Genomic DNA, 26,581 nt, shown 5'->3' on the forward strand with positions numbered 1-26,581 from the left:
ACGGGGAAGAGGGGTGGTGGGTTACTTCTTCTTGTACTTGCCGAGTTCGCGGCGGGCCAGGGAGCGGCGGTGGACCTCGTCGGGGCCATCCACCAGGTGGAGGGTCCGGGCGTGGGCGTAGAGCGCCGCCAGGGGGAACTCCTGGGAGACGCCGCCTCCGCCGTGGGCCTGGATGGCGCGGTCGACGACCCAGGTTGCCACCTCGGGAACGGCGACCTTGATGGACTGGATCTCGGTGTGCGCGCCCTGGTTGCCGACTGTGTCCATCAGCCATGCCGTCTTGAGCACCAGCAGCCGGGCCTGCTCGATCTTCACCCGGGACTCGGCGATCCAGTGCTGCACCACGCCCTGCTCGGCCAGCGGCTTGCCGAACGCGACCCGCTCGGAGGTGCGCCGGCACATCAGCTCCAACGCCCGCTCGGCCATGCCGATGGCGCGCATGCAGTGGTGGATGCGGCCGGGGCCGAGCCGCGCCTGGGCGATCGCGAAGCCCTCGCCCTCACCGGAGATGACGTTGTCCACCGGCACGCGGACGTCGTTGAACACGATCTCGGCGTGGCCACCGTGGTCGGCGTCGTCGTAGCCGAAGACGTGCATGCCGCGCTTGACCTCGACGCCCGGGGTGTCCTTGGGCACCAGGACCTGGCTCTGCTGGCGGTGCCGCTCGGCGTCCGGGTCGGTCTTGCCCATCACGATCAGGACCTTGCAGCGCGGGCTCATCGCCCCCGAGGAGAACCACTTGCGCCCGTTGATGACGTAGTGGTCGCCGTCGCGGGTGATGCGGGTGCCGATGTTGGTCGCGTCGGAGGAGGCGACATCGGGCTCGGTCATGCAGAACGCCGAGCGGATCTCCCCGTCCAGCAGCGGCTGGAGCCACTGCTTGCGCTGCGCGTCGGAGCCGAACTGCGCCAGAACCTCCATGTTCCCGGTGTCCGGTGCGGCGCAGTTGGTGGCCTCCGGTGCCAGCTGACCGGAGCGCCCCATGATCTCCGCCAGCGGCGCGTACTGCAGGTTGGTCAGCCCCGCGCCGTGCTCACCGGGCAGGAAGAGGTTCCACAGGCCGCGCTTGCGCGCTTCGGCCTTGAGCTCCTCCATGATCGGCGGGTGCGCCGACCAGCGATCCGTTCCTTCGTCCATCTGCTCGGCGAACACCGGCTCGGCCGGGTAGATGTGCGAGTCCATGAACTCCAGCAGCTGACCGCGCAGCTCCTCGGTTCGTGCGTCGAACGCGAAATCCATCTCTCATGCCTCCTTGAGGGTCGCCAGGCCATGCGCGACGAGCGGAGCGACCAGGCCGCCGACGTGCTCGAAGCCCTCGCCGACGGTCTGGTCGTGGATGAAGCGGTAGTGGATGCCTTCCAGGATCACCGCGATCTTGAAGTAGCCGAACGCCAGGTACCAGTCCACATCGGACAGGTCCAGCTCGCTGCGCTCGGCGTAACGGGCGAAGAGCTGCTTGGCGCTGGGGAATCCGTACTCCGGTCCGACGCCCTTGGCGATCGGGTTGTTCTCCAAACCGCTGAAGCCCTCCCAGTACACCGCCAGCAGGCCGAGGTCGGTGAGCGGGTCGCCGATGGTGGCCATCTCCCAGTCCAGGACGGCCTTGATCCGCTGGTCGTCGCCGACGATGACGTTGTCCAGCCGGTAATCGCCGTGCACGATGCCGACGCGCCCGCTGGTCGGCACCGAAGCCGCCAGCCGCTGGGAGAGCTCGTCGATGCCCTCGACCTCGCGGCTGTGGGAGGCCTTGAGCTGCTTGGTCCACCGGCGCACCTGGCGTTCCAGGAAGCCTTCCGGGCGGCCGAACTCGGCCAGCCCCACTGAGGCCGGGTCGATGGAGTGCAGGTCGGCTAGCACGTCCATCAGCTGGAAGGACAGGTCTTGGCGCTGCTGCTCGCCGAGCGCCTTGGTCTGCTCGGCCGTGCGGAAGACGGTGCCGCGCACGTACTCCATGACGTAGAACGGGGCGCCCAGCACCTCCTCGTCCTGGCACAGCAGCTCGGTGCGCGGCACCGGCACGCGGGTGTCGGCCAGGGCGGTGAGCATCCGGTGCTCGCGGCTCATGTCGTGCGCGGTGGCCAGCACGTGACCCAACGGCGGGCGGCGCACGACCCACTCGCGGTTGCCGTCGCCGACGATGTAGGTCAGGTTCGAGCGGCCCCCCTGCACCAGCTCGCCGGTGAGCTCGCCGGGGACCATGCCGGGCATCTCGACGTTGAGGTACGCCCGCAGCCTGTGCAGGTCGAGGCCGGGCAGCTCGTCGGGCTCGGGTGCGTTCACCTGGTCTCCTCGTCTTGCGGTGCGGATCCGGTCAACAGCAGTTCCGCCAACCGGGTTCGGGTTGCCGCCGGGCCGGTGTGCAGCACGGCGTGCATGCCCAGGGCGTGGGCGGCGTCGACGTTGGGCCTGCCGTCGTCGACGAAGGCGGTCTGCTCGGCGGGCAGGTCGAGCTCGTCCAGGCTCATCCAGTAGATGCGGGGGTCGGGTTTGCGCAGCCCGACCTGGCCGGAGAGGACGGTGGAATCGAACAGGCCCGTCAGCTGCTCCCACGGGTAGGCGTCGATGTTGCCCCAGCTGTTGGACAGCAGTGCGGTGCGGATTCCGCGCTCGCGCAGTCCTCGCACCACTTCCAGCATGGCCGGTTCGGGGCGCATCCGCGCGAAGAGGCGTCCGAGCAGGTCATCGGGCGCGACGGGCTGATCGTCGAGGGTGCGCAGCCGGGCCGCCATGGCCTCGTTGAAGCCGTCGGCGTCGAGCTCCCCGGTTTCCAGCAGGTGCACGGGCGTGCCCGCGGGCGCGTCGCGGGAGAGCCACTCCTTGAGCGCGGCGGAGAACAGCTCCGGGCGGATCCGCTCTTCGGTCAGCCAGGCGTTGATCGAGTCGCGGGTGGGTGTGGTCAGCACACCTCCGTAGTCGAAGACGACCGCGCGGACGGTCGGGCCGACAGCACTGGAACCCATGGACAGGACCGTACCGACTAGACGGTATGTCGCGCTAGACCCAGTCCGGAGGGGCTGGTGGGGCACGTGCGCCAGGGTGATGTCGGGGTCGCCCGGGTGGAGGCCGCGCGATCACGGCGGGTCAGCGGGCGCCTGGTTCATCCCGATCGAACGAGGCCGGTCAGGCCAGTCGCGCTCGTCGAGGTGGCGGTTGCGGAAACTCGTTCGGCCCAATCCGGCGACCCTGGGTCAAAGGTGGTAAGTCCGGCAAAAACACCGTCGTTGACCTGGTGTTTACTCGTCGGTAGGTTACGAAATCGCCGCGCGGACAGCACTTTTCGACTCCCACCGATCGTGCAGGAGAGGCCAATGAAGTCCGTCCTCAGTGGAAAGCGCGCCGCGATCGCGGCCGCCTTCGCAGCAACCGCAGCCCTCGCCGTCGCCCCGCAGGCGGTAGCAGCCCCCTTCGACATCAACTTCGACTGCAACGGTGATGCGCCGACGGGTGCTCAGCAGTTCACCCTGCAGCAGAGCACCGACGTCTCCGCTCCCGAAACCGTCGCTCCCGGAGCGGCTTTCGACGTCGTCGTCGACCCGGCCGTGAACACCATCCCCGGCGAGGTCAACGGCAACACGGTCAAGGAGGTCGGCGGCTTCGACCTGAAGCTCCCGATCCCGGCGAACTCCACCTACGTCTCGGCCGAACTGTCCGGTGGCTCGAACCTGGGCCCGAACCCACCGACCATCAACGTCGAGAACGGCGTCGCCACGCTGCACCTCGACGGTCCGATCGCCGGTGGCAGCGAGTTCGAGCTTCCCACCATCACCGTGCACCTCACCGCGGGTGAGTCCGGCACGATCGAGACCAAGCTGGCGGGGACCAGCTACGACGACCCCGGACTGACCTTCACGGCGGTCGTGTCCTCGATCATCGGTGACGTCGACGTCCCGTCGGCTTGCTTCCCGAACCCCAACCCGACGCTGACCACGACGACCATCGGCTGATGCGGGGAGTGGCGGGACGCGACGGCGTCCCGCCACTACTTCCGGGTGATCAAGTGCGCGCCGATCCCGGCGATCAGGCCCCAGAAGACCGACGCGACGCCGAACGCCGTGACGCCCGAGGCGGTCACCAGGAAGGCGATCAGCGCGGCGGTGCGGCTCGCAGTACCGGAGGTGGCCTTGGCCAGTGACCCGCCGATCGTGTCCAGGAGGCCGATGCCGCCCAGCGCGGCGATCAACGCGCCGGGGAACGCCGCGATGAGGCTCGCCAACGTCGCCCCGAACACCGCGATGACCAGGTACAGCGCCCCCGAGGTGATCGCGGCCTTGTAGCGCTGGCCGGGGTCGGGGTGGACCTCCTCGCCCATGGCGAGCGCAGCGGTGATCGCCGCCAGGTTGATGCCGAAGCACCCCAGCGGCGCCAGCAGCACGTTCACCGCTCCGGTCCACGACAGCACCGGCGAGATCGGCGTTGTGTAGCCGTGGGCTCGCAGCGTCACGACGCCGGGCAGGTTCTGCGAGGTCATGGTGATCACGAACAGCGGGATCGCGATGCCGACCACCGAGTGCACCGAGAAGTCCGGCCACGTCCACACCGGAGTCGCCAGCGCCAGGTCGACGTCGCCGGCCCGCAGGCCGCCCCCGAACGCGGTCCCGGCCACACCGATGACCAGCGCGATCAGCACCGCGTAGGGCGGTAGGAAGCGCTTGCCCAGCAGGTAGCCCACGAGCATCGCCGCGACCAGCGCGAACTGCTCCCGCATCGTGGTGAACAGGTCGATCCCGAACCGCAGCAGCACACCGCCCAGCAGCGCGGCGGCGATCGCCGACGGGATCAGGTTCACCGCCCGCTCGAACAGCCCGGTCACGCCCACCAGCAGCGACAGCGCTGCGGCCAGCAGGAACGCGCCCACGGCCTCCGGCATCGACAGCCCGTGCCCGCTCGCCGCCAGCAGCGCCGCGCCCGGCGTGGACCAGGCGAGCACGATCGGCGCGCGGGTGCGCAGCGACAGCGCGATCGAGGTGGCGCCGATGCCGATGCCCAGCGCCAGGATCCACGAGGAGATCTCGGCGGGGGTGGCTCCCAGCGCGCGGGCGGCCTCGAAGACGATGGCGGCCGAACTCACCACCCCGACCAAGGTGGTGACGGCTCCGGCGACCAGGGTGGGAAGCGGTGCGGCGGAGATCCGCTGACGCAACTGCACGAGACCCGTCCGTTCTGCATATGGAACGATCGGGGATGTTAGGAGGTGCCCGTGGAACCGGTCAAGCTCGTCGGGGAGAACCTGCGCGCGGCCCGCACCCGCCGCGGCCTGTCGCTGTCGGAGGTGGCCAGGCAGGCCGGAATCGGCAAGGGCACGCTCTCCGAACTCGAAGCGGGCAACCGGAACCCGACCTTGGAGACCCTCTACGCCCTCGCCACGGTGCTCGGACTGCCCCTCGGCCGGCTCCTGGCCGCCGAACCCGAGCCGCGAGACGGGGGAGCTCTCCACGTCCACCGCTCGGCCGGGCCCGAGATCTCCGGCCACGCCGCTGACGTCGAGCTGCTGGACAGCGTCGATGACGGGCGGACCCGTCTGGAGATCTACCGCCTGCACGTCCGCGCGGGCACCCGCTACACCTCCCCGGCGCACCACCCCAGGGTCATCGAGCAGCTGCACGTCCACACCGGAACGCTCCACACCGGACCCGAATCGGACCCGCAGACCCTCGGCCCCGGCGACTACATCCGCTTCGACGCCACGGTCCCCCACGTCTACGAAGCCCCCGAAGACGCCACCACGGCAACCCTCGTCATGCGCTACCCGGCCTGAGCCGGGCGCCAGGCAGGGAAGCGAAAGTCCCTCCGGGGCGGGGGACCGGAGGGACTCTCAGGGGGTGAGCACCTGGCCGTTTCGGGGCGGTTCAGGGGCCCGGGAGCGGGTGTCCTCGCCGGAGGACACCCGCCGCGTGCATGCTCAGGCGTTGTCCTGCTTGAGCATGTCGGAGCACTTCTCGCCGATGGCCATGGTGGTGATGTTGGGGTTCACCGCCACCAGGAACGGCATCACCGAGGCGTCGGCGACGCGCAAGCCCTGCACGCCCTTGACGCGCAGGCGCGGGTCCAGCGGCTTCGAGTTGTCGTCCACGGCGCCCATCTTCACCGAACCAGCGGGGTGGTAGACGGTGTTGTGGGTGCGCTTGATGTAGTCGGCGATCTCGTCGTCGGTCTGCACGTCCTCGCCCGGGAACAGCTCTTGGCCGGCCCACTCCTGCATCGCCGACTGCGCGACGATCTCGCGGGCCAGCTTGATGCCCTCGGTCATGACGCGGATGTCGTGACCTTCCGGGTCGGTGAAGTACTTCGGGTCCACCTTGGCCTTGTCCCGGAAGTCCTTGCTGCGCAACCGGACCGTGCCGGTGGAGCGCGCGCGGGTGACGTTCGGCGTCAGGCAGAAGGAGTTCTCCGACGACGGGTAGCCCTGCCGCACGGTGTGCATGTCGAACGGAACCGAACCGTAGTGGAACATCAGGTCCGGTCGGTCCAGGCCCTCTGCGGTCCGGGTGAAGATGCCGATCTCCCACCACTGGGTGGAGTCCTCCACCATCGGCTTCTTGGCCTCCCAGCTGATCACGCCCTCGGGGTGGTCCTCCAGGGTGGAGCCGACTCCGGGGGAGTCGACCAGCACGTCGATGCCGAACTCGCGCAGGTGCTCGGCCGGGCCGATGCCCGAGAGCATCAGCAGCTTCGGCGTGTCGATCGCGCCGGTGGACAGCACGACCTCCTCGCGGGCGGTGATCGTCCGCGAGTGGACCAGGTCGTCGCTGAGGTACTCCACACCGGTGGCTCGGGTGCCGTCGAAGGTGACCTTCTTGGCCCAGGCGTTGGTGCGGATCTCCAGGTTCGGCCGGTCCATGATCGGGTGCAGGTAGGACACCGACGAGGAGGAACGGGTGCCGTCCTGCTTGGCGTTGATCTGGAACCAGTTGGCGCCGTGGGTGACGGTCTTGCCGGAGTTGAACTCGGTGGTCGGAATGCCCCGCTGCTCGCAGGCTTCGAGCAGCGCGACACCGGTCGGGTCCTTCGGCGGGACCGAGCGGATGGTCACCGGTCCGCTGCGGCCGTGGTGGTCGCCCGGTCCGTCGTTGGTCTCCAGCCGCTTGTACAGCGGGAACATGTCCGCCGAGCCCCAGCCCGGCAGGCCCATCGACTCCCACTCGTCGAGGTCCTCGGCGGGCGCCCAGAACGCGATGCAGGAGTTGTGCGAGGAACAGCCGCCCAGCACGCGGGCACGGGCGTGCCGCATGAAGGAGTTGCCGTTCTCCTGCGGCTCGATCAGGTAGTCCCAGTCGTAACCGGACTCCAGCAGCGCCATCCACTTCTTGAGCTCGAGGATGTTGCTGTCGCCGACGTCGGACGGGCCGGCTTCGAGGAGGCACACGGTGGTGCCGGGGTCCTCCGAAAGCCGTGCCGCGACCGCCGCACCCGCGCTACCGCCGCCCACCACGACGTAGTCGAACTGATCGGTCATGGTCATTCCTTTCAGGACTCAGACGAGTGAGGTCTTCTCGTTGCCTTCGGCGTCCTTCTCGGACACCGCGTGGTCGGCGAGCACACCCACCTTGTGCCGCTGGACGAACCAGTAGTAGGCGAATCCGCCCACGGCCGCGATCCCGACGAACAGCACCGAGCTGTACTGCAAGTACCAGTGGTACGGCGGTTCGGCGTTGTAGACGTCCTTGCGCGGCCACGCGAGGTTGATCGACATCCCGAGGCCCCACAGCACGGCCAGGACGTTGATCGGCAGCCCGAGCTTGCCGAGGCTGAAGCGGCCTTCCTCCTTGACCGGCTTCCACTTGCCGCGCAAGCGCGCGACCAGCATCGGGATCGTCACCAGCAGGTAGGAGATGTAGATCAGGATGATCGCCAGCGAGGTGATGGCGGTGAAGATCTGCGGCTGACCGATGTTGACCAGCAGCAGCACGACCGCGACGACACCGATGAACACCGCGGGGGCGACCGGCGTCTGGAACCGCGGGCTCACCCGGGCCAGCAGGTGGCCGGCGGGCAGCGCGTTGTCGCGGGCCATGGCGAACATGATGCGGATCGCGGCGGTGTGCACGGCCAGCACGCACACGGTGATCGCCACGAAGATCGCCAGCAGGAACAGTCGGCCGACGAACGGGCCGAGCGCGTCGCTGAGGACGAACTGCAGGCCGGATTCGGCCAGCTCCGGGGCGCTGAAGTCGCGGGTGGCCATCATGCCGAACAGCAGGATCAGACCGCCGAGGACGAACGAGGCGATCAGCGCCCGCAGGATGGCGCGCGGCGCGTTCTTGTGCGGGTCGATCGACTCCTCGCCGAGCGAGGCAGCGGTGTCGAAGCCGTACATGACGTAGGACGAGGCGATGCCGGCGACCAGGAAGGCGCTCAGGTAGCTGCCGCCGTACGCGGCCTCGGTGCCGTTGGTGTCGAGGATGACCGTCGGCGGGTTCACCACGACCAGCGCCAGCGCGATGATCAGCAGCACCGCTGCGGCCAGCTCGATGAACACACCGGTGGAGTTGATCTGCGCCATCAGCTTCACGCCGTAGGCGTTGACCAGCGTGGTGAAGAGGATCAGCACCAGCGCCAGCAGCACCGCGTTGACCGCGGAGTCGGTGGCGTCCGAGCCATCACCGATCAGCTGGAAACCGGCCCAGATCTGAGGCAGCGTGTTCTGGTAGGCCAGCGCGGTGGCCGAGATCGACACGATCGACGCCAGCAGCATCATCCAGCCGGCCAGCCAGCCGACGTGGGGACCTCCGAGCTTCTTGGCCCAGTTGTAGATGGAACCGGCGATCGGGTAACGCGATGCCAGCTCGGCGAAACTCAACGCCACCAGCAACTGCCCCAGGAACACGATCGGCCAGGACCACACGTAGGCGGGTCCGCCGAAACCGATGCCGAAGTACGACAGTTGGAAGGCGCCGGTGAGCACCGAGATGTAACTGATGCCTGCGGCGAAGGTGTGGAAACTGCCCAGGCTTCTCTTCAGTTTGTTGGTGTATCCGAACTCGTTGAGCTCGGCGTCGTGATTGGTGGTGGGCGCGCTCATGCCCCGAACTCCTTCCCCGGCCGACCGCACCCGCCCGGATGGCAGGTGCGACGACGCGGGTTGGTTGTTTTCTGCTAGCGCGAAATCCCGCTTCCCACAATAGTTTTGCGGGCGGTGCGGTGGCACTCGGGCCACCGCACCGAACACAAGATTCCTCTCCTTACTTCGCGGAGAACCAGTTCTGCGGACCGGGCCGCAGGTTCTGGTAGACGTGCTTGGCCTCCTGGTACTCGCCGAGTCCGGCTCGGCCGAGTTCGCGTCCGATGCCGGACTGCTTGAAACCACCCCACTCGGCCTGCGGGAGGTAGGGGTGGAAGTCGTTGATCCACACGGTGCCGTGCCGCAGCCGGTTGGCCACCCGCTGCGCCTTGGCGGGGTCGCCGGTGAACACCGCGCCGGCCAGTCCGTAGTGGGTGTCGTTGGCGATGCGGATCGCGTCGTCCTCATCGGTGAAGCGCTCGACGGTCAGCACCGGGCCGAACGATTCCTCGGTGACCGCATGGGTTCCCTGCTTCACCTCGTCGAGAACCGTGGGCAGGTAGTAGTGCCCGTCGGCGTAGCGCTCGCCCTCGGGGCGCTTGCCGCCGGTGCGCAGCACCGCGCCTTCGGCGACCGACTTGGTGACGTAGTCGTCGACCTTCTGCAGGTGCGCGGCGGAGATCAGCGGGCCGGTCTCGGCGTCGTCGTCGAACGGGCCGCCGATGCGGATCTGCTCGGCGCGGCGCACGATCTCGTCGACCAGCGCGTCGTGCAGCTCGTCCTGCACGATCAGCCGGGCGCCCGCGGAGCAGACCTGGCCGGAGTGCAGGAAGATCGCGGTCAGCGCGAAGTCCACGGCGGTGTCGAAGTCGGCGTCCGCGAAGACCACGTTGGGGTTCTTGCCGCCGAGCTCCAGGGCGACCTTCTTGACGGTCGGCGCGGCCATCGCGGAGATCCTGCGGCCGGTGTGCAGACCACCGGTGAACGAGATCAGGTCGACGTCGGGGTGCTCGGCCAGCACCGAACCGACCTCGGCGCCGGCGCCCAGCACCAGGTTCCCGACGCCGGCGGGCAGCCCGGCTTCTTCCAGGGCGCGCATCAGCAGGATCGCGGTGGCCGGGGTCAGCTCGCTGGGCTTGAGGATGAAGGTGTCGCCCGCGGCGATGGCCGGCGCGACCTTCCAGGCGACCTGCAGCAGCGGGAAGTTCCAGGGGGTGATCATGCCGCAGACGCCGACGGGCTCGTACTGCACGCGGCTGATGGCGTCCGGCGTGCCGGTGTCGACGAGGCTGCCCGCGTCGGTGCCCGCGATCTTGCCGAAGTAGCGGAAGCACGCGGCGATGTCGTCCATGTCGTACTCGCTCTCCACCAGGCGCTTGCCGGTGTCGAGCGATTCGGCGCGGGCGAACTCGTCCTTGTCGCGGACGAGGATGTCGGCGACGCGCAGCAGCAGATCACCCCGGTCCCAGGCCGAGCTGGTCGACCAGGCGCCCTCGTCGAAGACCCGGCGCGCGGCGGCGATGGCCTGCTCGGCGTCGGCGCGGCCGCCCTCGGAGACGGTGGCGACCAGCTTCCCGTCGGCGGGGCAGTGGATCTGCCGGGTGCGGCCGTCGGCGGCCGGGACCCACTTGCCGTCGATGTGCAGCGTGGCTGCCGAATTGTCTGCTTGCGGCATGGCTCTTCCCCGTTTGTCGCTCGTTTGTCCGCGTTCGCGCCATCGTGAACAAGCCTCGCGAGAGGCGGCTGTTGCACGATGCGGCGGACGCCATTCATCGCCACACGAATCCGCACCTAGATGCGGAGCAATTCGCCGAATTCGTACCCCTCATCGGTACGATGCGGTTTCCGAATTCACCTCCTGGTGGTCCATTCGGTGGCTATCTGGCGCGTTTTTCGTCCAATTCGCGCGGCGCATTTCCGCATCGCGCACGTCCATTGGCTGCGGTGCCGGGAGAAGACACTAACACCAGGGATGTACATCTGTACATCATCAAGTGTTCAGCATCGGTAGGACTCGTGGAAAAATGCGCGCTGAACTGGTCAAACGCCTGGTCGGTGACGTGGACCGCATCGCGATCGGGGCGGGCATGGCAAGCTGAGTCTCCGCATGCGGGCCGAGCACCCCACCCCCGACCGGTTCGCCACCCGGATGCCGAAGAGCGTTCACGCGCTGTGACAGGGGAGGAACACCGAGCGCATGTCGAGCACCCAGCCCGCGCCGCCGGCTCGCCGCAAGGACCCCGATCGCCGCGAGCGCATCGCCCGCGCCGCGATCGAGGTGGTCGCCGAACGCGGCGTCGAGAAGCTCACGCACCGCAGCGTGGCGGCTGCCGCGGGTGTCCCGCTCGGATCCACCACCTACTACTTCGCGACCCTCGATGACCTGCTCGCCAGCGCCCTGCGGCAGGCCGCGGAGGACGACGTCGAGCACATGCGGCAGTGGGCCGCCGGCCTGGAATCGGGCAACGACCTCGCCCAGGCGCTGACCGACCTGGTGCTGCACTACCTCGGGCCCGCCCGCGCGCAGACGGCCGTGGAGCACCAGCTCTACATCGCCGCACTGCACAAGCCGGCCTTGCGCCAGGTGAGCCAGGAGTGGGACACGTGGTTGGCCGAGCTGTTCGCCTCCTACACCGACGAGGCGACCGGCCGGGCTCTGTCGGTGCTGTTCTGCGGTTGGCAGCTGCAGGGGATCGTCCGGGAATCGGTGCCGAGCCGAGACGAAATCGAGATGACTTTTCGGCGGATGCTGCAACCGGGCGCGAAAACCTGATTCCACCGGGCATTTCAGGGCGGGTGTCCGGACGGTCAACATCGGATGTCCGTTGGATTGCACCGAATCAGGGCAGTTGATCTCAATGCTGTCTGCGAGGAAGATGTAGGCATAGCGATCCGTGGCATCGGTGTCGTTGATGTCGTCGAAGTCGTCGGTTTTCGGACCGGCGGGCGCATCAACGGAGGAATCACCGGTGCGGGCACGGACTTGCCGCGTCGGGGCGTGGCTCGCTCCCAGCAAATTTGATCAACTCAAGTGGGGTGAGACCGTGGGGCACATCGAAGACCGCGAACTGGTACCGCTCAAGGCAGATTTCGACACCGTCTGGTACGGGTACCGTCGCTCGCAGGTGAAGTTCTACATCCAGCAGACCGAGGCCGAACTGCGCCTGGTCACCGAGGACAGGGATTCGGCGTTAAGCCAGGTCAACGAGCTGTCAGCGCAGCTCGACCAGGCTCGCGCTCAGGTCGAGGAGCTCAAGCAGGAGCTCGACGCCCAGGCGCAGGAGCCGATTTCGCTGGACGCGCTGTCCGACCGGATGCGCCGCATGGTCCGGCTGGCCGAGGACGAGGCCAAGGAGATAGTGGCCAGCGCTCAGGCGGCCTCCGAGCACGAGTGGGCCCGCTCCGAGCAGGCCGCAGCCGAGCTGCGCAACCGCTACGAGAAGCTGGTCGCCGAGGCCGATGAGTGGCGCCGCCAGTCCGAGCAGCAGCGCAACGAGCTGATCGCGCGCACCCGTTCCGAGGTGCAGGCCATGGCCAAGGAGGCCGAGCAGCAGCGCAGGCAGCTCGACGCGGAGGCCGAAGAGCGCCGCGTCCAGGTGGAGCGCGACTTCGAGACGTCCATGTCCGCCCGCCGCGACGAGGCCATGCGGGTCCTCGCCGAGCGCGAGCAGGCCAGCCGCGAGGAAGCTCAGCGCCGCGTCCGCGAGGCCACGGCCGAGGGCGAGCGCCGGATCCTGCGCGCCGACGAGTACTCGGCGACGATGCACAAGACCCGCCAGCAGCTGGCTGAGCAGGTTCGCAACGCGCAGCGGATCCTGGGCAACGCCGAGCCGTTCCTGGTGGCCACCGAGAGCGGTTCCGACACCGAGGCTTCGGACGCGTACGTGGCCGACACCGTCCACGGTGGAGACTCGGACGTCGAGGTGCCCAAGCAGCGCGACGAGGAGACGCTGCCGCAGGAGGCAGAAGCCACCGTCTGATCGGTCGTGATCAGCACGTGGGCCGCCCGCTGGTGTTCGGCGGGTGGCCCACTGCTGCCTCCGACGAACGTGTCGAGAACTCGCCTCGCGCTTCCCCGTGATCCGCTCGGCTGGCTAGATTGCTCCGATCGTCGTGCTCACCGGGAGGTCGGATGAACTGGCGCGGATGGGGAACCATCGCCGTGGCCTGCGCGATGTTGCTCGTCGGAATGCCTGCGGGAGCCGCTCCGCCGGAGGACCTCGCGCAGCGGCTGGAGGAGCTGCCGGGCATGACGGTCGTGGGCGAGCGACCGACCGAACCGGGTTTCCGGTTGTTCGACCTGACCTTCACCCAGCTGACCGATCACCGGCACCGGGACGCCGGTTCCTTCGAGCAGCGCCTCACCCTGCTGCACCGCGACCTCAGCCGACCCACGGTCCTCCACACCACCGGCTACGGCCTCCCGGCCAGCACCAACCGCACCGAGCCGACGCAGCTGGTCGACGGCAACCAGGTGAACCTGGAGCACCGCTTCTTCACCCCGTCGCGCCCGGAACCCGCAGACTGGAACGATCTCGACACCTGGCAGGCCGCCACCGATGAGCACGAGGTCATCTTGGCGCTGCGCGAGATCTACGACCAGCGGTGGATCACCACCGGTGCGAGCAAGGGCGGCATGACTGCGGTGTACCACCGCCACTTCTACCCGGACGACGTGGCCGGAACCGTTGCGTACGTCGCACCGAACGATGTGGACAACGATCGCGACGCCTACGACCGGTTCCTCTCTTCCGTCGGCACCGATCAAGCCTGCCGCGAGGCGCTGTCCGCCGTTCAGCGCGAGGCCCTGATCCGCCGACCCGAGATGATCGCCAGGTTCCAGTCGTTCGCCGACGCGCAGGGGATGACCTTCGACCGGATCATCGGTGACATCGATCGGGGCCTGGAGCTGGTCGTGCTGGACGCGCCGTGGAGCTTCTGGCAGTACCGCGGTCAGCAGGACTGCGGGCAGGTTCCGGCGCCCACCGCGAGCACCGACGAGATCTACCGGTTCCTGGACGAGACCGTCGAGTTCGCCTTCTACACCGATCAGGGCATGGAGCCCTACACGCCGTACTACTACCAGGCGGGAACCCAGCTGGGCTGGCCCGGCGTTTCCGACGAGCCGCTGGCCGACCTGCTGCACCACCGCGAGCTCAGCCAGCCGCGCAACCTGGTGCCCCGGGAGATCCCCATGGAGTTCGAGGCGGGCGTGATGCGCGAGGTCGACACCTGGGTCCGCACCCGGGGCTCGGAGCTGATGTTCGTCAACGGCCAGAACGACCCGTGGAGCGCCGAGCCCTTCGAGCCGGGCCGCGACGACTCGCACTCCTACCTGGTCCCGGGCGCCAACCACGGCGCCAAGATCGCCGGACTGCCCGTCGGCCAGCGTGCCGAGGCCGAGGCCACCGTCCGCCGCTGGGCCGGGGTCGACGTCCCGGCGCTGCGCAGCACCCGCATCGACCACCAGCCGGTGGAGCGTCACCCGCTCTGACGGGCGGCCGTCCGGTCGTAGAAGCGCATGAGGTAGTCGTGGGCCGGGCGTTCGACCGCTCTGGTCAGCGCCCAGCCCACGGCCGTGCCGGTGGCCAGCATCGCCAACGTCTGCAGCAGCGGGGGCACGCCGTTGGTGTCCAGGTAGTGCAGCAGGACGTAGCCGATGGTCTGGTGGCTGAGGAACACGCCGTAGGAGATCCCGGCGAACCAGGTCACGCCGCGCGCGAGCGCGGGCGGCAGCTTCCAGTCCGGGCCGCACGCCACCAGGGTCAGCACCAGCAGTCCGAGCCACACGCCGAGGGTGGAACCCCAGTCGCAGTCGAGCTGCCCGTCGGGCAGGCGGATGTAGTTGTGCATGGCCTGGGCGAACATGCAGCTGGCCAGCAGCAGCGCGAAGTGCCCGCGTGAGAGGCGCCCGGTGGAGACCGTCCAGATCGCCACCCCGGCCACGAACAGGTGCCAGCGGTGCACGCCGAGACCGTCCACGAGCATCCGGTAGGTCTCCGGCGCTCCGGAGATGCGGATGTGCCACTGCGCGAGCGGCAGCAGCACCGCCGTCCACAGAACCCAGAGGATCTTGTTGCCGTGGCCCAGTTTGGTGGCGTAGAGCACCGCTGCGAAGGTGAATCCCAGCAGCTGCAGCGGGACCGTCCAATGTGAACCGTCCAGGAAGGCGTAGGCGGACGGCTTCCAATTCCACAGCATCAGCAGGTGGCCGACGAGGTCCCGCCCGCTCGGCTCCACCCAGCCTGGCGGGCGCAGGAAGCGCAGGACCAGCCAGATCAGCAGCACCGAGCCGACGAAGGGCGGCAGGAGGCGCGCCATCCGCTTCCACCAGTAGCGCCGCAGGCTCCCGCGCCCGATGGTGGCCGCCGCGAAGTAGGCCGAGATGACCAGCAGCATGCTCGCGCCGACCTGGTACGGGAAGGCGAGCGTGCGCGGGGAGAGCTCGGGATGGGTCACGCGGCTCATGTGGGTCGCGTGGTAGATCATCACCAGCACCACGCATCCGGTGCGCACGGCGTCCCAGCTGATTTTCCGGGTGCTCCGCTGCGGGGGGTTGCCCGCGCGCGTAGCGGTTAGTTCGTGCACGCTCGCTACCTCAAGGTCGGTCCGTCCGCATCTTCGCTGGTAGAAGTGTGATTCTGGGCGAACAGTCTAGATGCCTGAGCTGTTCGGGTGAGGTGGGGGCGTGGGTGCGGTGCGGGCCAGCAGCGCGAAGGTCAGCGGCTCGGGCGTGCGCAGGTCGGCGTCGCCCGGTTCGGGCCGCCAGTCGGCGACCGGCACCGCGCCGGGCTCCAGCAGCTCGACATCACCGAGGAGGGACAGCACGGTGGCCCGGTCGCGCAAGGCCGGGCGCGGGCAGTCGGGCAGAACCGTGAGGATGTCGTGCGCCGGTTTCGGCGCGAACTCGTCGGTGAAGTGCGACAGCGCCAGCAGCGAGCCGGGGGCCAGCGCGTCGGTGTAGTGGCGGATCACCTCGGCCGGCTGGTGGTGCTCACCGAACTGGTGCAGCACGCCGAGCATCAGCACGGCCACCGGCTGGTCGAAGTCCAGCAGCCGCCGCGTCTCCTCGGCGGCCAGGACGAATTCCGGATCTCGGATGTCGGCGTGCACCATCGCAGCGGTCTCGCTCCCGGCGAGCAGCAGCTGGCCCTGGGTGGCGGCGATCTGATCGTTGTCGACGTAGAGCACGCGCGCGGCGATCTCGTGCGGGCTGCCCGCGATGGGGATGCCCGAGCCGAGGTCCAGGAACTGCCGGACGCCCTGGTCGAGGCAGGTTCGCATCATGCGCCGCAGGCAGTCGCGGGCGGCAAGGGCTTCCAGCCTGGCGTAGGGCGCCTTCGCGAGGATTCGGCGGGCCAGCGCGCGGTCGGCGGCGAAGTTGCTGCCGCCGCCGAGCAGGTAGTCGTGCACACGAGCGTCGCTCGGACGGTCCAGGTCTAGGGTCCTGGTGATCATCGGTCGGGCCGCCAATGTGTCTGCGAGTGACTTTGCTGATGCGTAGCGTAGTGATCAGCGGCCGTCCTGATCAGGTGAAAATTCCGCAGCGCAGTGACGCAGCGTCACCTCTATGGAGTAGTGCGAATGATCTGCGAATGGTGGTGATCGGATTCCGGGGAGGGAAGAAAAGCAACTCCACTCTTGTGAAAGAACTGAAAAAACTACGCGGATAACCGGCAGGGCGGGTTCCGGATGAAGATCAAATGAGGAGCTGGTTGCCACAGTGAGGCGAGTATCACCCAGAAGGGAGTCATCGGCTGTACGCTCTCCGTTACTATCTGCGTCGCGTACAACGTGCCCAAAGCAAGCCCGACCCGCATCCGGCGATGAGGAACCGTTGATGTCGACCGACACCCAGCTGCATCCGCGAGGAGAGTTCCCTAACCGGATTCCGGCTGTCGTCGCGTTCGTGCTGACCCTCCTCGTCTCCGGGACGATCTTCTCCTGGGTCGTCCTCCAGATCCCCGCAGGCGCGGGACCCGTCGCCGTGATCGGCGCGTTGCTCGTCCTCGCGCTGTCGGTCGCCGTCGCCGCGACTGTTCGCGGGGTGCAGATGACCCGGCACTACCGCCTCGCCGCGGCCAGCATGAACAGCGACATGGTGCGGCTGGCCGGCGAGGCCTTGCCAGGCGTGGCCCGGCAGCTGCGCGCGGGAGCCACCCCCGAGGAGGCGGTCAAGGACCACAAGCAGGACTTCAGCGTTCCGCACCGGCGCGTCATCAAGGCCATGACCAAAGAGCTGGCCACCAGCGAGAAGATGCGCGCCGCCGCGCTGTCGACGTGCGCCAGCGCCGCAAGCCGGGTTCAGGCGCTGGCCACCGGGATGCTCGCCGACCTCCGCGAGATGGAGGGCAAGCACGAATCCGAAGACGTCCTCGCGGACCTGCTCAAGCTCGACCACAGCACCGCGCAGGCCGGCCGGCTCGCCGACAGCATCGCGGTGCTCACCGGAGCGCGCAGCGGCAGGCGCTGGACCAAGCCGATCGTGATGGAGAGCGTCCTGCGCGGCGCGATGGGCCGGATCTGCTCCTACCAGCGAATCCGGTTGCACTCCACCAGCACCGTCGCGGTCGTCGGCTACGCGGCCGAGGGCGTGATGCACGCGCTGGCCGAGATCATGGACAACGCCACCAAGTTCTCGCCTCCCACCGAGGAGGTGCACGTCTACGTCGAAGAGGTGCACAGCGGTGTTGTCGTCACCGTCGAGGACAGCGGATTGGCGATGGGCGACGCCGCGCTGGCCCGCGCTGAGCACGCGGTGTCCGACACCCCGCTGGACCTCGCCGAGATCTCCGGGAGCCGACTCGGCCTGGCAGTGGTCGGATGCCTGGCGCGCAAGCACGAGCTGTCGGTGTCCTTCCGCGCTTCGGCGCGCGGTGGGACCGGTGTGGTCGTCATGATCCCGCAGAAGCTGATCACCCAGCCGCGTCAGGACGCCGAGCCTCCCGCGGACGAACCGGGCAAGCCGACCCTCGACGTGCACGCCGACACCGAGACCGAACCGACCGAACCCGGCGAGCTCCCCAAGCGCCGCCGGGGACGAACCCTCGCCGCAGTGCGCTCGGCCCCCGCCACCAGGCAGGCCGAGGGCAAGCGGTCGGACGCGGGTGCGCGCTTCGGCGCGTTCTCCAAGTCCCGACGCGACGACTCGTCCACTTCGGACGAGGAAACCCGATGACACCCCCGAAGACTTCGATTGGAGGTGTGGGACAGCGGGTCACCCCGCCCGTCGTCCCGCAACCGCGATGACCATCGACACCCGCGAGCTCGACTGGATGTTGGAGAACCTGCTGCAGAACACCCCCGGCAGCAGACACGCGCTGGTGCTGTCCAAGGACGGCCTCAAGCTCTGCCACACCGCCGGTCTGAGCCCCGACCAGGCCGACCAGCTCTCAGCCATCGCCTCGGGAATCCAGAGCCTGTCCTACGGCGCGTCGGTGGAGTTCGGCGACGGCAGCGGGGGAGTGCGCCAGTCCATGACCGAGTTCCACGGCGGTGTGCTGTGCATCGTCGAGGCCGGGTTCGGCGCGCACTTGGCGGTGCTCGCCTCCGACGAGACCGACGTGGGCATCGTCGGCCACAACATGAACGAGCTCGTCGAGCAGATCGGCGAGCACCTGCGGAGTCCGAACCGGTCCGAGGTCTCATGACCAGGCGGCTGCTCGATGACGAGGACCCGGACCGGCTCTACATCGTCACCGGCGGCCGCACCCGTCCCGCCGACGACTCCTTCGACTCGGTGACCCTGGTGGTCGCCGAGGGCGAAGCTATTCCGGGCATGCAGTCGGAGCACGCCGCCATCCTGCGGCTCAGCCGCGAACCGATCTCGGTGGTCGAGCTCTCCGCCGAACTCCGGCTCCCGGTGAGCGTGGTGCGCATCCTGCTCGGTGATCTCCACGCGATGGGCAAGATCACCGCGCGACACCCCTCCGCCCGGCGCGACCCGTCGGAGGTCCCGACTCCCGATTTCCTCAAGCAGGTGCTCGTTGGACTTCGCAACATCTGACCGAACCCCCTTGCGGCACACCGCGTCCGATGGTTTGAAGATCGTCATCATCGGCGGCTTCGCGGTCGGCAAGACCACCATGGTGGGCTCGGTCAGCGAGATCCGGCCGCTGAACACGGAGGAGACCATGACCACCGCCAGCGTCGGCGTGGACTCCACCGCCGGCGTGGGCGCGAAGGCAGCCACGACGGTGGCCTTCGACTTCGGCCGCATCACGCTCAACGAGCAGATGGTGCTGTACCTGTTCGGCGCGCCGGGGCAGGAGCGGTTCTGGTTCATCTGGGACCAGCTGTTCAGCGGCTGCCTCGGCGCGGTCGTGCTGGTGGACTCCCGCCGCATCGCCGACTGCTGGTACGCCATCGACCGGCTGGAGGAGCAGGGAACGCCGTTCGTGGTGGCGCGCAACAACTTCGGCGTTCCCAAGCACGGGCTGGAGCAGGTGCGCGACGCGCTGGCCCTGCCCGATGAGGTGCCGATGCTCGATTGCGACGCCCGGGACCGGGAGTCCAGCAAGGAGGTGCTGGTGCGGCTGGTGGAGCACCTGCACGAGACGTCGCTGGCGCGGGGCCTGTGATGGGCCCGCACGTCAGCACGACTCCCTTGTACGGCGAGCGCTTCCACCGCGACCCGGCCGCGGTGTACCGGCAGCTGCGGCGCGACCACGGTCCGGTGGCGCCCGTGCAGCTGGAGGGCGGCGTCCCGGCCTGGTGCGTGCTCGGCTACCGCGAAGTGCACTACGTGGTGCGCAATCCCGAGTTGTTCAGCCGCGACCCGCGACGCTGGAACCGCTGGCACATCGTCCCGGAGAACTGGTCGCTGCGCGCCTACGTCGAACCCAGGCCGTCGGCGCTGCTGGCCGACGTCGATGAACACCACACCCGCGGCGCAGTCGTGCGGGAAGCACTGGACACAGTGGACGCGTTCGAAATCTCGGCTGCGGTGGAACGAATCTGCGACACGCTGATCGACCGGTTCGCCGGTCGCGGTTTCGCCGACCTCGTCGTGGAGTACACCCACCAGATCCCGCTGCTGGCGATGGCCAAGGTCTACGGGCTGGCCGACGACGAGGCCCCGATGCTCACCCACGACGTCGCGCTCTCCGGACAGGAGGGCGAGGAAGCGGTGGGCGCGCACGAGCGCACGGTCGCCCGGATGCAGCGGCTGGTCCGCGAGCGACGCGCGAGACCGACCGGCGACCTGGTGTCCCACCTGGTGAAGCACCCGATCGGCTTCACCGAGGACGAGATCGCCGCTGACCTGTTCATCATCCTCGGCAAGGCGCACCTGACGACGTCGGACTGGATGGGCAACGCGCTGCGGCTGATGCTCACCGAACCCCGCTTCGCCGTCGACCTCGCGGGTGGGCGCAGCAGCGTCGGGCACGCGCTCAACGAAGTCCTCTGGGAGGACACCCCGATCCAGAACCACGTGGGCCGCTGGGCAACTCAGGACGTCCAACTCGGCGGGAAACCCATCCGGGAGGGAGATCTGCTGGCCTTGGGCCTGGCGGCGGCCAACGCCGATCCGCAGGTCCGGCCGCACGGGCACGAGGGCGCCACCGGGAACCACGCGCACCTGTCGTTCAGCCACGGTGAGTACGGCTGCCCCTACCCCGCCCAGGAGATCGCCCGGACGATCACCACCACCGGGATCGAGGTCCTCCTCGACCGCCTCCCGGACACGGACCTGGGCGTCCACCCGGAAGACCTGACCTGGCGTCCGTCCGTGCTGATGCGAGGTCTGACCTCACTACCGGTGACCTTCTCCCCGCACTAGACGAACCCGTCCTCGGCCGAAGTTCCCGATTTCAATGGAAATCAGGAATCGGATTTCCATTGAAACCGGACACCTCCCGGGGAGGGTCAGAGCCAGCGGTAGCGGCGTTCTGGGCGGCCCGTTCCTCCGTAGCGGAGGCGGACCTCGGCCCTGCCGGACTCGACGAAGTGCTCCAGGTACTTGCGAGCGCTGACCCTGGAGATCTCGGTGGCGTCGGCGCACTCGGTCGCGGAGAGGTCGCCGCCTGCGGTGGAGCGCTCGCGGAGGATGTCCTCGACCACGCGGGAGGTTTCGGAGGAAAGCCCCTTCGGCGGCGTGACGCCCCGGGCGCGGGTGCCGAAGAGGCGGTCGACGTCCTGCTGGGCGGCAGGCGCGTCGCCGGGGAGGTCGGCGAGGGTGCGGTGCAGCGAGCGGAAGCTCTCCAGGCGTTCCCGCAGGGCCTCGTAGCTGAACGGCTTGATCAGGTAGTGCAGCGCGCCGCCGTGGATCGCACCGCGGACGGTGTCCAGGTCGCGGGCGGCGGTGATCACGATGACGTCCGGGTCGGCGGCCGGCCGTCCGCGCAGCTGGCGCAGCACCGACATGCCGTCGATGTCGGGCAGGTAGATGTCCAGCAGCACCAGGTCCGGGCGCAGCTCGTCGGCGGCGACGACCGCGTCGGCCCCGGTGTGGGCGACGCCGACGACCTCGAAGCCGTCCACCCGCGAGACGTACCCGCTGTGGATCTTGGCGACCATGAAGTCGTCGTCGACCACCAGAACTCTGATCATGCTCCCTCCCACGGCAGCCGCGCGGTGAACACCGCGCCGTCGGCGTTGTGCACCTCCACCGATCCGCCGCGCCTGCGGCAGATCTGCCTGGTCAGCGCCAGGCCCAGCCCCCGTTCACCACCGCGCGCGGCCTTGGTGGTGAAGCCGTGCCGGAACACCTCCTCGACGATCTCCGGGGCCACCCCCGGGCCGGAATCGCGCACCACGATGGTGATCTCGTCGTTCTGCCGCAGCTCCACCTCGATCCACGCGTCTTGCGTGGACTCCAGCGCGTCGAGTGCGTTGTCGATGAAGTTGCCGAGCACGGTCACCACGTCGGCGGACAGCTCCTCATCGATCTCGCCGAGGAAACCGCCCTCGTTGAGCCGCAGGCCCACCCCTCGCTCGGCGGCGAGGCTCGACTTGGCGATCAGCAGCGCTGCCGTGGCCGGGTCCTGCACGCGGGCGGTGACCTCGGCGTGCCACTGCTCGCTGTGGTGGCTGATGCGTTGGACGTAGCGCTGCAGCTCGTCGTGCTCGCCGAGCTCCACCAGACCGGAGATGGTGTGCAGGCGGTTGGAGAACTCGTGGGCCTGGGCGCGCAGCGTGTCGGTGGTGTCGCGGTGGACAGCGAGCTCGCGCTGCAGGTCGACCAGTTCGGTGCGGTCGCGCATGGTCACCACCGCGCCGACCGTGGAGATCGGCATCCGGTTGAGCACCACGACCCGCCCCTCCCGCAGCACGATCTGGTCCACGCCGTCGGAGCGCCCGGTGAGCACGTCGCGGGCGCGGTCGCCCAGTTCGAGGGAGTCGATGTCGTGGCCGAGGCAGTCCTGCGGCAACGACAGCAGTCGCAGCGCCTGGTCGTTGACCAGCGTGATCCGGTTCTGCTCGTCCACACCGAGCACGCCTTCGCGCACTCCGTGCAGCAGCGCCTCGCGGTGCTCGACGAGCCGGGTGATCTCCTGGGGCTCCAGCCCCAGCGTCTGGCGCTTGACCCGCCGGGCCAGCAGCACCGACCCGGCGATGCCCAGGAACGCGGCGAAGGCCAGCAGGGCGAGGGGGTTCTCCGGGGCTTCGCGCAACCCCTGCAGCACGTCGGGGGTGTTGCGGCCGGCGGCGACGACACCGACGAGCCGGGCGTCGTTGGCGATGACCGGAACGTGCGCCACCAGCGTGTCGGTCCCGTCCGCCGAGACCTCGCCGACCCACGCCGAACCGCGCAGCACGCTCGACTCGCCCAGCGGCAGCGGCTGCCCGCGCTGGCCCGGATCGGGCGAGGTCAGCACCTTGCCGCGAGCGTCGGCGATGATCACCTGGTCAGCACCGGACAGGCTGCGCGCGCTCTCGGCGAGGATCGGGAGCGCATCCCGCCGGTAGGGGTCCGCCAGACTCGCCCGGACGGTCTCGGTGGCCGCCAGGTCTTCGGCGACCGAGAGCATCTTGCGCCCCTCGCTCGCCCGGAAAGCGACGTCGCTCTGGGCCACGGAGTACACCGCGACGGTGCCGAGCAGCACGAGGATGATCAGCAGCTGCCAGCTCAGCAGCTGCCGGGACAAGCTCCCCTGCACACGCAACACCGCGCACCTCCTCGCCCGGAACGTTAACCGCTCGCAGCCCCACTTCCGCGAAGAACCTGGTCGAGGCGCGCGTTCCCCCGGTCGTGGAGGCGAAGTGGATCAAGGGTCGGGAGGGTCGGGCTGGTGGAGGGGTGCAGCGCGTTCTGCTCGATGTTCGTGTTCTTCACTCGGTCGGGTTACAGAAGTTCCGGAAGTGTCGTTACGTGCCTAAGCGAGACACGGCGGTGTGCGGGCGTGCAGCATGAGCCAGCTCACGTTCCGACCACAATGGAGAGGCGGGATTGCCCGTGCGGCTACGCAGCGCGCTGGCTGCCATCGCAGCCGTGCTGCTGGTGCTCCTGGTGCCGCCACTGATCAGCACCAGCGGTGACAGCAGCGCCGAAGCACAGATCCGGGGCCTGCGAGTGCTGGTGCCCAACTCGCCCGGCGGCGGGTACGACATCACAGCCCGGACCGCGGTCAAGGCGATGGAAGACGCCGGTCTGCAGAGCAACACCGAGGTCTTCAACCTCCCGGGCGCCGGTGGCACCGTCGGGCTGGGGCGCGTCGTCAACGAGCGCGGCAACGGCAAGCTGGCCATGTCGATGGGGTTGGGCGTGGTCGGCAGCGTCTACACCAACCACTCGCCGGTGTCGCTGCAGGACACCACCCCGATCGCCAAGCTCGTCGAGGAATCCGACGTGATCGTGGTCGGCAAGGACTCGAAGTACCAGAACCTCGACCAGCTCATCGACGACTGGAAGGCCCGCCCCGGCGAGGTCCCGGTCGGCGGCGGTTCGTCCCCGGGCGGGCCGGACCACCTGGCGCCGATGCTGATGGCCAAGGCCATCGGCCTGGCTCCCAAGCAGGTCAACTACGTGCCCTTCGACGGCGGTGGCGAGCTGCTCGCCTCGGTGCTCGGCGGCAAGGTGGCCTTCGGCGTCTCCGGAATCGGCGAGTACCGCGACCAGATCGAGGCCGGCGAACTGCGAGTGCTGGCGGTGACCGGCCCGGAGCGCCTGCCGGGTGTCGACGCGCCGACGCTGCTGGAGTCCGGTGTGGACGTCAACTTCACCAACTGGCGCGGCGTCGTCGCCCCGCCTGAGATGAACGAACGCGACCGCGCCAAGCTCGTGTCGCTGTACGAGCGCCTCAACGCGACCCCCGAGTGGAAGGAAGCGTTGCAGCGCAACGGCTGGACCGAGGCGTACCAGCCCGGACCGCAGTTCGGTGAGTTCCTGGCGCAGGAGAACGACCGGGTGGCCACGGTGCTCAAGGAGTTGGGGCTGGCATGACAGGAACCGCGACCAAGACCCCCGAGACCGAAGGCTCCAAGCGGAACTGGATGCGCGAGCACTCCGAGCTGGGCATCTGCGTGCTGCTGGCGCTGCTGGGCGTGCTGGTGCTCTCCGATGCCGCGTCGATCTCGACCGACTTCACCCAGCGCGGACCCGTCGGGCCCAAGACCGTGCCGTTCCTCATCGGCGGTCTGCTGCTGCTCGTGTCGGTGCTGCTGGCCCGCGACGTGCTGCGCGGCGGGCACGGCGAATCCGAAACCGGTGAGGACGTGGACCTCTCGGCGCCCAGCGACTGGCGGACCGTCCTGCTGCTGTCGGCGTCGTTCCTGGCCAACGCGGTGCTGATCAACGTCATCGGGTTCCCGCTGTCCGGGATGATCCTGTTCTGGGCCTGCGCGTACGCGCTGGGCAGCCGCAACGCGGTGCGGGATCCGCTGCTGGCGGCCGTGCTGTCGGTGGTGACCTACTTCGTGTTCAACAACCTGCTCGGTGTCCCCCTGCCCGGCGGCCCGCTGATGGGGGTGCTGTAACAGATGGAATCGCTGAACCTGCTGCTCGACGGTTTCGCCACCGCGCTGACCCCGATGAACCTGGTGTGGGCGGCGCTCGGCGTGCTGCTGGGCACCGCGATCGGCGTCCTGCCAGGAATCGGACCGGCGATGGCGGTGGCGCTGCTGCTGCCCGTCACCTACGCGTTGGAGCCGACGAGCGCCTTCATCATGTTCGCCGGCATCTACTTCGGCGGCATGTTCGGCGGGTCGACGACCTCGATCCTGCTGAACACGCCGGGTGAGAGCTTCTCGGTGATCGCGGCGCTGGAAGGGAACCCGATGGCCCGCAAGGGTCGTGGCGCGCAGGCGCTCGCGACCGCGGCCGTCGGGCACTTCATCGGCGCGATCGTCGGTCTGACCCTGCTGGTGCTGCTCGCGCCGACCGTGGCCTCGCTGGCGGTGGACATCGGTGCGCCGGACTACCTGGCGATCACCGTGCTGGCGTTCATCGCGATCACCTCGGTGCTGGGCAAGTCCCGGATCCGCGGCTTCGCCTCGCTGCTGATCGGTTTGACGATCGGGATCATCGGTCTGGACGAGATGACCGGTCAGCAGCGGCTGACCTTCGGCCTGCTGCACCTGTCCGACGGCATCGACGTCATCATCGTCGCGGTGGGCCTGTTCGCCATCGGTGAGTCGTTGTGGGTCGCCGCGCACCTGCGTCGCAGCAACGCCGCGCCGATCCCGGTCGGCCGCGCCCTGCTGTCCGGCGCGGACGTGCGACGCACGTGGAAGCCGTGGCTGCGCGGCCCGTTCATCGGGTTCCCGTTCGGGGCGATCCCAGCTGGTGGCGCGGAGATCCCGACGTTCCTGTCCTATGTGGCCGAACGTCGGCTGTCCAAGCACCGCGAGGAGTTCGGCAAGGGCGCGATCGAGGGCGTGGCCGGCCCGGAGGCAGCGGCGAGCGCGTCCGCGGCGGGGACCATGGTCTCGATGCTGACGTTGGGCCTGCCCACCACGGCGGTGGCCGCGGTGATGCTGGCGGCCTTCCAGCAGTACGGCATCCAGCCCGGTCCGCTGCTGTTCGCCCGTGAGCCCGAGCTCGTCTGGGCGCTGATCGCGAGCATGTTCATCGGCTCGGTGCTGCTGCTGGTGCTCAACCTGCCGCTGGCGCCGGTCTGGGCGAAGCTGCTGCAGATCCCGCGGCCGCACCTGTACGCGGGCATCCTGTTCTTCGCCAGCGTCGGTGCGTACGCGGTCGGCGGTGAGCCTATGGACCTGCTGCTGCTGTTCGTGATCGGCTTGATCGGTTTCGCCATGCGCCGCTACGGCCTGCCGGTCCTGCCCGCGATCATCGCGGTGATCCTGGGACCGACGTCGGAGCAGCAGATGCGCCGGGCGCTGCAGATCAGCGACGGGAGCCTCAGCGGCCTGGTCAACACGTCGTTCTCGATCACGGTCTACTGCATCGTCGCGGTGATCCTCGTCTGGCCCTTGCTGGCTCGTCTGCTGCCCAAGCGCGAGGCGAACCGCCAGGAACCCCACGAGGGGAAGAAGGTGGACGTCTAACCCCCGAAGACGCCACCTCCTGAAGTGGCCCGGTCGAACGCAACCGTTCGACCGGGCCACTGCGTGATTGGCTGCTGCAAAGCGGTATCGAGCGCTCCGATCAGCGGCGCGGGCACGCGGCCGACCCTGGTTCGC

At 68.8% G+C, this 26,581-nt stretch carries 24 protein-coding genes; 13 read left to right on the forward strand and 11 right to left on the reverse strand.

The genetic code is table 11. The features are described 5' to 3' along the window. Positions 1-21 precede the first annotated feature (21 nt). The 3 genes from E1161_RS22355 to E1161_RS22365 all read right to left on the reverse strand — a co-directional run bounded on the left by E1161_RS22355 (position 22) and on the right by E1161_RS22365 (position 2,960). Positions 22-1,239, reverse strand: a complete 1,218-nt coding sequence (locus E1161_RS22355; RefSeq protein WP_132626447.1) for an acyl-CoA dehydrogenase family protein — start codon at positions 1,237-1,239, stop codon at positions 22-24. 3 nt (positions 1,240-1,242) lie between these two features. After that, the gene (locus E1161_RS22360) at positions 1,243-2,208 is read right to left on the reverse strand and encodes a phosphotransferase family protein (RefSeq protein WP_132626529.1); all 966 of its coding nucleotides are present in this window, start codon (positions 2,206-2,208) and stop codon (positions 1,243-1,245) included. A gap of 68 nt (positions 2,209-2,276) precedes the next feature. Further along, positions 2,277-2,960, reverse strand: a complete 684-nt coding sequence (locus E1161_RS22365; protein WP_132626449.1) for an HAD family hydrolase — start codon at positions 2,958-2,960, stop codon at positions 2,277-2,279. Positions 2,961-3,308: 348 nt separating this feature from the next. Between E1161_RS22365 and E1161_RS22370 the strand changes: the two genes are divergently transcribed. Beyond that, complete coding sequence (locus E1161_RS22370; RefSeq protein ID WP_132626451.1) at positions 3,309-3,944, forward strand: cyclase; 636 nt, start codon at positions 3,309-3,311, stop codon at positions 3,942-3,944. 35 nt (positions 3,945-3,979) lie between these two features. Here E1161_RS22370 and E1161_RS22375 read toward each other — a convergent pair whose 3' ends face one another. Next, a complete protein-coding gene (locus tag E1161_RS22375; RefSeq protein ID WP_132626453.1) occupies positions 3,980-5,146 on the reverse strand; it encodes a benzoate/H(+) symporter BenE family transporter in 1,167 nt (388 codons plus the stop codon). A 51-nt stretch (positions 5,147-5,197) separates the two neighbouring features. Between E1161_RS22375 and E1161_RS22380 the strand changes: the two genes are divergently transcribed. After that, on the forward strand, positions 5,198-5,755 hold the full coding sequence (locus E1161_RS22380) for a helix-turn-helix domain-containing protein (RefSeq protein WP_132626455.1): 558 nt from the start codon (positions 5,198-5,200) through the stop codon (positions 5,753-5,755). Between the two features lie 144 nt (positions 5,756-5,899). On the opposite strand, the gene E1161_RS22385 is transcribed toward E1161_RS22380, so the two are convergent. The 3 genes from E1161_RS22385 to E1161_RS22395 form a co-directional block, all read right to left on the reverse strand. Further along, complete coding sequence (locus tag E1161_RS22385; protein ID WP_132626457.1) at positions 5,900-7,453, reverse strand: GMC family oxidoreductase; 1,554 nt, start codon at positions 7,451-7,453, stop codon at positions 5,900-5,902. 18 nt (positions 7,454-7,471) lie between these two features. After that, positions 7,472-9,019 carry an APC family permease gene (locus E1161_RS22390; RefSeq protein ID WP_132626459.1) on the reverse strand — a complete coding sequence of 516 codons (1,548 nt, stop codon included), beginning with the start codon at positions 9,017-9,019 and terminating at the stop codon, positions 7,472-7,474. Between the two features lie 160 nt (positions 9,020-9,179). Continuing rightward, positions 9,180-10,673, reverse strand: coding sequence for an aldehyde dehydrogenase family protein (locus E1161_RS22395; RefSeq protein WP_132626461.1), 1,494 nt, complete (start codon positions 10,671-10,673; stop codon positions 9,180-9,182). Positions 10,674-11,195: 522 nt separating this feature from the next. Here E1161_RS22395 and E1161_RS22400 point away from each other — a divergent pair. The 3 genes from E1161_RS22400 to E1161_RS22410 all read left to right on the forward strand — a co-directional run bounded on the left by E1161_RS22400 (position 11,196) and on the right by E1161_RS22410 (position 14,492). Then, complete coding sequence (locus E1161_RS22400) at positions 11,196-11,771, forward strand: TetR/AcrR family transcriptional regulator (RefSeq protein WP_132626463.1); 576 nt, start codon at positions 11,196-11,198, stop codon at positions 11,769-11,771. Positions 11,772-12,042: 271 nt separating this feature from the next. After that, a complete protein-coding gene (locus E1161_RS22405; RefSeq protein ID WP_132626465.1) occupies positions 12,043-12,978 on the forward strand; it encodes a coiled-coil domain-containing protein in 936 nt (311 codons plus the stop codon). A gap of 152 nt (positions 12,979-13,130) precedes the next feature. Further along, entirely contained in the window at positions 13,131-14,492 is a 1,362-nt protein-coding gene (locus E1161_RS22410; RefSeq protein WP_132626467.1) for a S28 family serine protease, read from the forward strand. On the opposite strand, the gene E1161_RS22415 is transcribed toward E1161_RS22410, so the two are convergent. Both E1161_RS22415 and E1161_RS22420 read right to left on the reverse strand, forming a co-directional pair. Further along, on the reverse strand, positions 14,480-15,586 hold the full coding sequence (locus E1161_RS22415) for an acyltransferase family protein (protein WP_132626469.1): 1,107 nt from the start codon (positions 15,584-15,586) through the stop codon (positions 14,480-14,482). The genes E1161_RS22410 and E1161_RS22415 overlap by 13 nt on opposite strands. Before the next feature lie 66 nt (positions 15,587-15,652). Further along, positions 15,653-16,456, reverse strand: coding sequence for an SAM-dependent methyltransferase (locus tag E1161_RS22420; protein ID WP_132626471.1), 804 nt, complete (start codon positions 16,454-16,456; stop codon positions 15,653-15,655). A gap of 382 nt (positions 16,457-16,838) precedes the next feature. Here E1161_RS22420 and E1161_RS22425 point away from each other — a divergent pair, with 382 nt between their 5' ends. The 5 genes from E1161_RS22425 to E1161_RS22445 all read left to right on the forward strand — a co-directional run bounded on the left by E1161_RS22425 (position 16,839) and on the right by E1161_RS22445 (position 20,780). Continuing rightward, the gene (locus tag E1161_RS22425) at positions 16,839-18,176 is read left to right on the forward strand and encodes a sensor histidine kinase (protein ID WP_132626473.1); all 1,338 of its coding nucleotides are present in this window, start codon (positions 16,839-16,841) and stop codon (positions 18,174-18,176) included. A gap of 67 nt (positions 18,177-18,243) precedes the next feature. Continuing rightward, on the forward strand, positions 18,244-18,648 hold the full coding sequence (locus tag E1161_RS22430) for a roadblock/LC7 domain-containing protein (protein WP_132626475.1): 405 nt from the start codon (positions 18,244-18,246) through the stop codon (positions 18,646-18,648). Beyond that, the gene (locus tag E1161_RS22435; RefSeq protein ID WP_132626477.1) at positions 18,645-19,004 is read left to right on the forward strand and encodes a DUF742 domain-containing protein; all 360 of its coding nucleotides are present in this window, start codon (positions 18,645-18,647) and stop codon (positions 19,002-19,004) included. The genes E1161_RS22430 and E1161_RS22435 overlap by 4 nt, the downstream gene beginning before the upstream one ends. A gap of 10 nt (positions 19,005-19,014) precedes the next feature. After that, positions 19,015-19,578 carry a GTP-binding protein gene (locus E1161_RS22440; protein ID WP_235875227.1) on the forward strand — a complete coding sequence of 188 codons (564 nt, stop codon included), beginning with the start codon at positions 19,015-19,017 and terminating at the stop codon, positions 19,576-19,578. Then, a complete protein-coding gene (locus tag E1161_RS22445; protein WP_132626481.1) occupies positions 19,578-20,780 on the forward strand; it encodes a cytochrome P450 in 1,203 nt (400 codons plus the stop codon). Before E1161_RS22440 ends, E1161_RS22445 begins: the two co-directional genes overlap by 1 nt. Positions 20,781-20,866: 86 nt before the next feature. On the opposite strand, the gene E1161_RS22450 is transcribed toward E1161_RS22445, so the two are convergent. Together E1161_RS22450 and E1161_RS22455 are read right to left on the reverse strand one after the other, a co-directional pair. Next, entirely contained in the window at positions 20,867-21,550 is a 684-nt protein-coding gene (locus tag E1161_RS22450) for a response regulator (protein WP_132626483.1), read from the reverse strand. Next, positions 21,547-23,109 (reverse strand): sensor histidine kinase, encoded by a 1,563-nt coding sequence (locus tag E1161_RS22455; RefSeq protein WP_408012014.1) that lies wholly within the window; start codon positions 23,107-23,109, stop codon positions 21,547-21,549. The genes E1161_RS22450 and E1161_RS22455 overlap by 4 nt, the downstream gene beginning before the upstream one ends. A gap of 287 nt (positions 23,110-23,396) precedes the next feature. Between E1161_RS22455 and E1161_RS22460 the strand changes: the two genes are divergently transcribed. Genes E1161_RS22460 through E1161_RS22470 form a run of 3 tightly spaced genes read left to right on the forward strand, consistent with a single transcriptional unit; the run spans position 23,397 to position 26,446 of the window. Further along, positions 23,397-24,383 carry a Bug family tripartite tricarboxylate transporter substrate binding protein gene (locus E1161_RS22460; protein WP_132626485.1) on the forward strand — a complete coding sequence of 329 codons (987 nt, stop codon included), beginning with the start codon at positions 23,397-23,399 and terminating at the stop codon, positions 24,381-24,383. Further along, the gene (locus E1161_RS22465) at positions 24,380-24,916 is read left to right on the forward strand and encodes a tripartite tricarboxylate transporter TctB family protein (protein ID WP_132626487.1); all 537 of its coding nucleotides are present in this window, start codon (positions 24,380-24,382) and stop codon (positions 24,914-24,916) included. Before E1161_RS22460 ends, E1161_RS22465 begins: the two co-directional genes overlap by 4 nt. Before the next feature lie 3 nt (positions 24,917-24,919). Then, a complete protein-coding gene (locus E1161_RS22470; protein WP_132626489.1) occupies positions 24,920-26,446 on the forward strand; it encodes a tripartite tricarboxylate transporter permease in 1,527 nt (508 codons plus the stop codon). Positions 26,447-26,581 lie beyond the last annotated feature (135 nt).

Source organism: Saccharopolyspora aridisoli (assembly GCF_004348445.1).
Classification (GTDB): domain Bacteria; phylum Actinomycetota; class Actinomycetes; order Mycobacteriales; family Pseudonocardiaceae; genus Saccharopolyspora; species Saccharopolyspora aridisoli.

Excerpts from the sequence above, each read along its gene's own strand:
- E1161_RS22425 (WP_132626473.1), top strand. The coding sequence starts at position 16,839 with ATGTCGACCGACACCCAGCTGCATCCGCGAGGAGAGTTCCCTAACCGG.
- E1161_RS22355 (WP_132626447.1), bottom strand. The coding sequence starts at position 1,239 with ATGGATTTCGCGTTCGACGCACGAACCGAGGAGCTGCGCGGTCAGCTG.
- E1161_RS22445 (WP_132626481.1), top strand. The coding sequence starts at position 19,578 with ATGGGCCCGCACGTCAGCACGACTCCCTTGTACGGCGAGCGCTTCCAC.
- E1161_RS22410 (WP_132626467.1), top strand. The coding sequence starts at position 13,131 with ATGAACTGGCGCGGATGGGGAACCATCGCCGTGGCCTGCGCGATGTTG.
- E1161_RS22395 (WP_132626461.1), bottom strand. The coding sequence starts at position 10,673 with ATGCCGCAAGCAGACAATTCGGCAGCCACGCTGCACATCGACGGCAAG.
- E1161_RS22450 (WP_132626483.1), bottom strand. The coding sequence starts at position 21,550 with ATGATCAGAGTTCTGGTGGTCGACGACGACTTCATGGTCGCCAAGATC.
- E1161_RS22430 (WP_132626475.1), top strand. The coding sequence starts at position 18,244 with ATGACCATCGACACCCGCGAGCTCGACTGGATGTTGGAGAACCTGCTG.
- E1161_RS22370 (WP_132626451.1), top strand. The coding sequence starts at position 3,309 with ATGAAGTCCGTCCTCAGTGGAAAGCGCGCCGCGATCGCGGCCGCCTTC.
- E1161_RS22420 (WP_132626471.1), bottom strand. The coding sequence starts at position 16,456 with ATGATCACCAGGACCCTAGACCTGGACCGTCCGAGCGACGCTCGTGTG.
- E1161_RS22470 (WP_132626489.1), top strand. The coding sequence starts at position 24,920 with ATGGAATCGCTGAACCTGCTGCTCGACGGTTTCGCCACCGCGCTGACC.
- E1161_RS22465 (WP_132626487.1), top strand. The coding sequence starts at position 24,380 with ATGACAGGAACCGCGACCAAGACCCCCGAGACCGAAGGCTCCAAGCGG.
- E1161_RS22360 (WP_132626529.1), bottom strand. The coding sequence starts at position 2,208 with ATGCCCGGCATGGTCCCCGGCGAGCTCACCGGCGAGCTGGTGCAGGGG.
- E1161_RS22365 (WP_132626449.1), bottom strand. The coding sequence starts at position 2,960 with ATGGGTTCCAGTGCTGTCGGCCCGACCGTCCGCGCGGTCGTCTTCGAC.
- E1161_RS22385 (WP_132626457.1), bottom strand. The coding sequence starts at position 7,453 with ATGACCGATCAGTTCGACTACGTCGTGGTGGGCGGCGGTAGCGCGGGT.
- E1161_RS22390 (WP_132626459.1), bottom strand. The coding sequence starts at position 9,019 with ATGAGCGCGCCCACCACCAATCACGACGCCGAGCTCAACGAGTTCGGA.
- E1161_RS22435 (WP_132626477.1), top strand. The coding sequence starts at position 18,645 with ATGACCAGGCGGCTGCTCGATGACGAGGACCCGGACCGGCTCTACATC.
- E1161_RS22400 (WP_132626463.1), top strand. The coding sequence starts at position 11,196 with ATGTCGAGCACCCAGCCCGCGCCGCCGGCTCGCCGCAAGGACCCCGAT.